This window comes from Lewinella sp. (assembly GCF_050633125.1).
Classification (GTDB): Bacteria; Bacteroidota; Bacteroidia; order Chitinophagales; family Saprospiraceae; genus Lewinella.
The window spans coordinates 20,804-27,665 of the sequence record NZ_JBOEFX010000149.1 but is presented as its reverse complement, the minus strand read 5'-3'; the positions used below and the strand labels follow the sequence as shown (position 1 = coordinate 27,665).

Sequence of the window (6,862 nt, the reverse complement as noted above, 5' to 3'; positions counted from 1 at the left end):
CTTTTCAGATGCTTAATGACTCGTTTTTAGTTGTAGTCAACTTGAATTTTTGCCTAAGCCAAAATTCGGGATGACTCATATTATTTGGGGCCGTGCCGGTAGTGGTGCTGCTGCGCAAGCCCCCCTACGGCACCAGGCTGTCTGTCGCTGCCGCTCCTGCCCATCCTTCGGCCTTGCGCCATCCTGGCACCGGGCTCCAGGCTCCCGCCTTTCGCACTTTCACTTCGGTTGGAAAAAGGCACCTCTTAATACTCAAAACCCAAGCTTCCTAAGTCTTTCCAAAAATCGGGATAAGATTTTACGACCACCTCCGGTTCAGCAATAGCTACCGGGGCATATAACGCCAATGGAGCAAAAGCCATCGCCATACGATGATCTTCGTAAGTCGCAAAAGTAGGGGGTGCTGTCCACGCTGCTTTGCCTTCAAGCATGAAGTATTCTTTTTGCGAATTCTTGGAGAATCGCGCCGGTAAAGGAGTAAAAAAGGAATTGACCTTGGCCAACTCATTTTTAAGGGCCGCAATACGATCCGTTTCTTTGATCCGCAACGTTTCCAAACCGGTAAATAACCCCTGCGTTCCTAACCCGGCACAAGTCACTGCCAAGGTTTGGGCAATATCTGGACAGGCAATAAAGTCGTATTCAAAAAGAGCAGGAGGAGCGGTACCCGCTTCCTTGGTCAACCGCAGCCCTGTTTCATTGAATACCGTCTGCACACCAAAGCTCGTATACATATGCTGCAAAGCGGAATCTCCCTGAAAGCTATCTGCAAATAAGCCATTCAATTGTAAATCACAACTATCGCTCAATGCGGCCAAACTGTAGTAATAACTAGCTGCTGACCAATCGGCTTCCACCGTAAAAGCATTCGCCTGGTAGGCTTGGTGTTCAACACGGATAATATTGCCCTCCCAAGTGTGTGACACACCAAAATGCTTCATCAAACCCAGCGTCATTTCAATATAAGGCCGCGAGACAATCTTTCCTTCCAGTTCCAACGTTATCCCCTGCGGCAATGTCGGCCCCAACAGCAGCAATGCCGTAATGTACTGGCTACTCGTACTTGCAGGAATACGGAGGTGGGCGTCTTCTCCAAACCCTGCTTGATAATCAATCCGCAAGGGAGGGTAGCCCTCGGCTTCTACGTATTCAATCTGGGCGCCGAGCGATCGTAAAGCTTCCACTAGTACGCCGACGGGGCGCTGCTTCATCCGTTCCGAACCAGTGAGTATCTGAGTACCAGGCCGGCTTGCCAAATAAGCCGTCAGAAAACGGAATGTGGTACCTGCTGCACCAACGTCCAGCAACTCCTCTTTGCTCTTCAGTAAAGCCTGAAGCGTTTCCGTATCCTTGGCATTAGCTAACCGCTTGATCTCGAAATCTTCGACACAAAGTGCCTGAATGATCAAAGCTCGGTTACTAATACTCTTGGAACCCGCCAGTTGAATTTCACCTTTAAGGTGCCGATCCGGTTTGGATATATGTCGAACGTCCATAATTGGATATTGATTAAAAAAGGAAAGCCACAAAATAGCAGCTTTCCTCTTTGTCCTACTGAATAAGGAAGAACAAATATGTTTTTCTTACAAAATGCAGGCTTCTATTCGAAGTCTAAAACCACTTAATAGTTGGCACCAAATTATTCCTCTTCTCGGTTGCCTTCCCGCCACAGTCGCTTGCGTTCGCTCTCTTTTTCATAAGCCCGGATGATCTCCTTCACCAGACGGTGGCGTACCACATCATCAGCAGATAACTTCACCAGTCCAATACCGTCGATATTGGTAAGCAAATCAATAGCCTTACGCAAACCCGACTTTTGGCTGAATGGCAAATCTACCTGTGATAAATCGCCTGTAATAATACACTTAGCGGAAGGGCCTAAACGAGTAAGAAACATCTTGATCTGTGCCGTCGAACAGTTTTGCGCTTCATCCAAAATGATAAAAGCATTATCCAACGTACGCCCACGCATATAGGCTAGCGGAGCAATTTCAATGACCCGCGTATCCATAAATTTCGTCAAAGTCTCCGGTGGAATCATATCATCCAACGCATCATACAGAGGGCGCAGGTAAGGGTCAATTTTCTCCTTCAGATCACCAGGCAAAAAGCCCAAGCTCTCTCCTGCTTCTACAGCAGGTCGTGTCAGGATAATCTTTTTAACAGCCTTATTCTTCAATGCGCGAACGGCCAAGGCTACCGCTGTATAGGTTTTACCTGTACCTGCTGGGCCAACAGCAAAAACTACGTCATTGATTTCTGCACGATCTACTAGAACCTGCTGGTTGATCGTCTTGGCTTTAATCGGCTTACCAGTACGACCATGAAGGATGGTCTTGGTGCCTTTACCACGCCCCAACTTTGTATCGAAGGGATTTTCGCCTTTCAACAAGTCTTTGACTGTCTGTTCTGTGAGTTCATGGTGTTCCTTGAGTAGGCGCACCATAAGCTCTATACGGCTTTTGGCTTTTTGTGTGAATTTCTTTTCACCTTTGATCTTAACGTTACTTCCCCGGCTGGTGATCGTTACCTCAGGGATAGCATCGCGTACTAAGGTTAAGTTTCTGTTTTTTTGACCAAAAAGGGTCAGTGGATCTACTCCATCCACCTGCAGGATAATTTCGCTCAAGTAGTTGTATTCTATATTTAACGAATACGGAAGAGGGTCTTTTGTGACCATTCCATGATTAATGGTAATGAAACGAATGAGCCAACTAAAAGGTTCCATCGTTCTTTGATAGAAAATGCTATAGGCATCCCTACAGAACAAATTTAGCAAAATCAGGCTTAACTATATGTGAAGTTTTCCTTCCCTGGCCTTTTTTCCCGACATAGACCAACCCTATCCTTAGCTTAAACCGTATTTTACCAACCCTAAACAGCAAAGAATGAAGTCGCATAAAATTTTCAATGATCCGGTTTATGGATTTATCCAGGTTCCTTACGGCACCTTATTTGATTTGGTGGAACATCCTTTCTTCCAGCGGCTGCGGCGAATCAAGCAACTGAGCCTTACTCATTATGTGTACCCCGGAGCACTACACACTCGTTTTCATCATGCACTAGGAGCACTGCACTTGATGCGCCAGACCATTGCAACCCTCAGAGCCAAAGGCATTGATATCAGTTCGGAAGAATCCGAGGCGGTACAAATCGCTATCCTGCTACATGATATTGGCCACGGCCCGTTTTCGCATACCCTAGAACACACCCTGATTAAAGTTCATCACGAAGAGCTATCGTTACTCTTTATGGAGAAGCTCAACGAGGAATTTAATGGTGAATTGGCCTTGGCCATTGATATATTCCAAGGTCGTTATCACAAACCATTCTTGGCACAACTTGTGTCCAGTCAACTAGACATGGACAGAATGGATTACCTCAACCGCGACAGTTACTTTACTGGCGTTAGCGAAGGGGTTATCGGCTATCATCGTATTATCAAGATGCTGACGGTACACGAAGGGGAACTGATGGTCGAAGAAAAAGGCATCTATTCTATCGAACGCTTTCTTACGGCCCGCCGCCTGATGTACTGGCAAGTCTATCTCCATAAAACGGTCTTGGCCGCGGAGTTGATGCTTATCAAAATCATGGAACGTGCTAAAGAATTGATCAGTAAAGGACATCTGCTCCCTGCTCCTTCCGTTCTTCGTTATTTTCTCGAAAATCGTGATCTCTCCAGCACTGACTTCCACACCAAACGCGATGAACTCCTCCAGGTTTTTTCCCGTCTCGACGATACCGATATTGCAGCAGCCGTCAAGGAATGGCAGGATAACGAAGACCCTAACCTTTCTTTCCTGGCACGCGGTTTAGCTAACCGGCGACTGTTCCGTCTGGAGTTTAGTTATGAACCCTTTGCTAAGGACTATGTCGAAAGCATTCGTAAAAAGATCAATGAAGCACCTGGCCTCCCTCCCTCCGCTGGTGACCAACTTGTCATTGAGGGCAAAGAGACCAATACTTCATATTCTGCTTATAAAGACGAAATAAGTATCCTTATGAAGTCCGGGAAAGTGCTACCAATGTCTGAATTGTCCGACAGCACTGTTTCCCCGAGAATGTTTACCAAATATTATCTCTGCTACCCTAAAATCTAGCACTTGCGGGGAAAGCTCAATGTATTGCCTTTTTCTTTTCTTTTAAAAAAGTAATTTCAGAACTATCCAATGCCTCGTTGTGTTCCATTTCCCTACAAGTTAAAATCACTCCACGTAACCGCCAACAACCGGAACCTTCCGGGCCGGCAGAAGAAACATGATCAAAAACGAAAACCTCCTTATTCTTCTGCTAGCAGCCCTACAGTTTACCCACATCGTAGATTTTATGATCATGATGCCACTGGGCAAACAATTCATGGATCTTTACGATATCAATCCCCAACAGTTTAGTCTGCTTGTCTCCGCCTATGCTTTCGCTGCGTTTGCGGCAGGATTGTTTGGCGCTATGTTTATCGATAGATTTGATCGACGCCATGCCTTACTCGTCGTTTATCTAGGGTTTACTATCGGCACGCTGGCCTGTGCTTTTGCGCCCAGCTATGGTATTTTCCTTACCGCCCGAGCCTTTACTGGTGCATTTGGGGGTACATTGGGTGCACTTATTCTGGCTGTAATTGGTGACATTGTTCCCTTTCAACGACGTGGTGCGGCTATCGGAAAGATCATGATTTCCTTCTCCGCGGCCTCAATTGCGGGGGTACCTGCGGGTNNGGTATTTTCCTGGCCGACGAGTACGGAACCAGTGCACCGTTTTTGGTAGTTGGTGCACTTTCTTGTGCTTTTTTAGTCCTTTCTTATTTTGTGATTCCTCCTCTACGATATCATTTTCAACAAAAAGACGGGGTCACTATCAATACTAGTCCACGAGAAATCATCCGACTCGTCAGTTCTGACCCCAACCAACTCCGTGCCCTACTTTTTAGCTTGGTACTCATGCTGGGGCATTTCACCATCATTCCTTTCATTGCGCCATATATGCAGCTCAACATTGGCTTCACTTCCAAGGAGGTGGCGCTTCTTTATGCTATTGGTGGCGCTGTAACGGTGGTTTGCCTCCCTCTTTTCGGCCGCTTGGCCGACCGGTTTGGGCACATCCTCATATTTACTTTATCAAGCATTTTGGCGCTCTTTTCCATTTTTGCGATCACCAATCTACCACCCGTCATTTTGCCTTTAGCCCTTATGGCGAGTGCCAGCTTTTTTCTCGTCGCCAGTGGGCGTAATGTTCCAGCGACAACCTTGGTGACCTCTGTGGTAAAGCCAGAGAACCGGGGCAGTTTTATGAGTATTCGGGCCTCTATCAACGAGGCGGGCTTGGCCCTCAGTTCCTTTATTGCGGGGATGATTGTCATCGAAAATCCCGACGGAAGTCTGGGGCATTACCAGTATGTCGGGTATTTCGCGATCATCATGTCGGTCGTTGCCATAATACTCGCGCGTAAGTTGAAGACAGTTTCTTAACTCACGAGCACCTCACCTTATTTTAAACGTGCCACTCCGTAGGTCGTACCGAAATAAACCAGTAGGTGATCTTCATTGATGCAACGTAAGCCGCATCAATTTGCGCAATGAGAAGGAGGGAAAAGAAGGTCCCCCGCTAGTATCAACAGCCTCATAAGAACGAGTTATACCCTGTTAATCAGCTATGGGTTATGGAAGGTGATACAAAAGTAACCAGAATACAAAAAAGGAATATCTCCCTATCTTCGCGCCATGAGTTCCTTCCTACAAAAAATGCAAGACGAGCTGGATACCCGACAAGCGCAGGGCCTACTTCGCCAGCTGCCCACACCTATTGGTGAGCGGATAGATTTTTGTTCCAATGACTACCTGGGTTTTGCTCGTAAGTTGAGGGTTACCTCTCCTACTAGCGGAGGAGCGACCGGCTCACGACTAATCAGTGGAAATTCTGCCTTGGCGGAAGCTTTGGAACAACAGATTGCTGATTTCCATAGTGCCGAAGCTGCACTCCTCTTTCCTTCCGGATATGCAGCCAACATCGGCCTCTTACCGGCAGTAGCCGGGCGAGGTGACACTATTGTCTACGATAAACTTATACACGCTTCTCTGCGAGATGGCATCCGCCTGAGTCGAGCCAAAGCCCTGAGTTTTGTACATAACGACTTGACGGATTTAGTTAAAAAACTACAAAGCACAGAAGGACAGGTTTTCGTCGTCGTAGAAAGTGTCTACTCTATGGATGGCGACCAAGCACCACTGGCAGCTATGGTTGACATTTGCCAACAACACGGCGCCTTACTCATTGTAGATGAAGCACACGGCACCGGCGTTATTGGCAAAAGAGGGGAAGGTTTGGTAAGTGCTCTCGGCCTAGAAGATCAAGTTTGGGCCCGTGTTCACACCTTTGGCAAAGCCATCGGTAGCCACGGTGCCGCCATTGTCGGCAGTCAACTACTGAAAAGTTACCTCCTCAATTTTGCGCGATCCTTTATTTATGCAACAGCACTTCCCGAACATACTTTACTTAGTATTCAAGCAGCTTATGAGGCACTCTTTACGGGTTCAGAAGTAGCAATTTTGCAAGAGCGGGTCAGGTATTTCTTAGCCAACTGCCCCGCCTGTTTACGCACCGCCCTAATTCCCAGCACTACCCCTATCCAAGCGGTTATCTGCCCCGGCAATGCACAAGTGATGAAGCTCGCTGCACATCTCCAGGAAAATAATTTGGCTATCCTCCCGATCCGCTATCCTACTGTTTCTCAGGGCGAAGAGCGCCTCCGTATTTGTCTACACAGTTTTAACACGAACGAAGAGATCGATCAGTTGTTGAATATACTGGCTGCTAGTGATTTTGTGTAAAAAAGTGATGTAGGGAGGAGCTTTATGTTTTGTTTCCA

5 protein-coding genes and 1 pseudogene are annotated in these 6,862 nt (G+C 47.0%); 4 read left to right on the top strand and 2 right to left on the bottom strand.

Annotated features, from left to right (window positions below):
• Window positions 1-245: 245 nt before the first annotated feature.
• Together ACRBG0_RS25990 and ACRBG0_RS25985 are read right to left on the bottom strand one after the other, a co-directional pair.
• Window positions 246-1,496: a 3-phosphoshikimate 1-carboxyvinyltransferase gene (locus ACRBG0_RS25990; RefSeq protein ID WP_431489751.1), complete on the bottom strand. Its 1,251-nt coding sequence runs from the start codon at window positions 1,494-1,496 to the stop codon at window positions 246-248.
• Window positions 1,497-1,639: 143 nt separating this feature from the next.
• Window positions 1,640-2,728 (bottom strand): PhoH family protein, encoded by a 1,089-nt coding sequence (locus ACRBG0_RS25985; RefSeq protein WP_020537956.1) that lies wholly within the window; start codon window positions 2,726-2,728, stop codon window positions 1,640-1,642.
• 160 nt (window positions 2,729-2,888) lie between these two features.
• On the opposite strand from ACRBG0_RS25985, the gene ACRBG0_RS25980 reads away from it, so the two are divergent.
• The 4 genes and pseudogenes from ACRBG0_RS25980 (at window position 2,889) to ACRBG0_RS25965 (ending at window position 6,824) form a co-directional block, all read left to right on the top strand.
• Window positions 2,889-4,103 (top strand): HD domain-containing protein, encoded by a 1,215-nt coding sequence (locus tag ACRBG0_RS25980; RefSeq protein WP_431489750.1) that lies wholly within the window; start codon window positions 2,889-2,891, stop codon window positions 4,101-4,103.
• Window positions 4,104-4,260: 157 nt separating this feature from the next.
• Window positions 4,261-4,713, top strand: a pseudogene (locus ACRBG0_RS25975) (MFS transporter); the annotation flags it as partial.
• Between the two features lie 2 nt (window positions 4,714-4,715).
• Window positions 4,716-5,465, top strand: a 750-nt coding sequence (locus ACRBG0_RS25970) for an MFS transporter (protein ID WP_431489749.1), incomplete at its 5' end; no start/stop codon positions are given.
• Window positions 5,466-5,717: 252 nt separating this feature from the next.
• The gene (locus tag ACRBG0_RS25965; protein ID WP_431489748.1) at window positions 5,718-6,824 is read left to right on the top strand and encodes an aminotransferase class I/II-fold pyridoxal phosphate-dependent enzyme; all 1,107 of its coding nucleotides are present in this window, start codon (window positions 5,718-5,720) and stop codon (window positions 6,822-6,824) included.
• Window positions 6,825-6,862 lie beyond the last annotated feature (38 nt).

Excerpts from the sequence above, each read along its gene's own strand:
- ACRBG0_RS25990 (WP_431489751.1), bottom strand. The coding sequence starts at position 1,496 with ATGGACGTTCGACATATATCCAAACCGGATCGGCACCTTAAAGGTGAA.
- ACRBG0_RS25965 (WP_431489748.1), top strand. The coding sequence starts at position 5,718 with ATGAGTTCCTTCCTACAAAAAATGCAAGACGAGCTGGATACCCGACAA.
- ACRBG0_RS25985 (WP_020537956.1), bottom strand. The coding sequence starts at position 2,728 with ATGGAACCTTTTAGTTGGCTCATTCGTTTCATTACCATTAATCATGGA.
- ACRBG0_RS25980 (WP_431489750.1), top strand. The coding sequence starts at position 2,889 with ATGAAGTCGCATAAAATTTTCAATGATCCGGTTTATGGATTTATCCAG.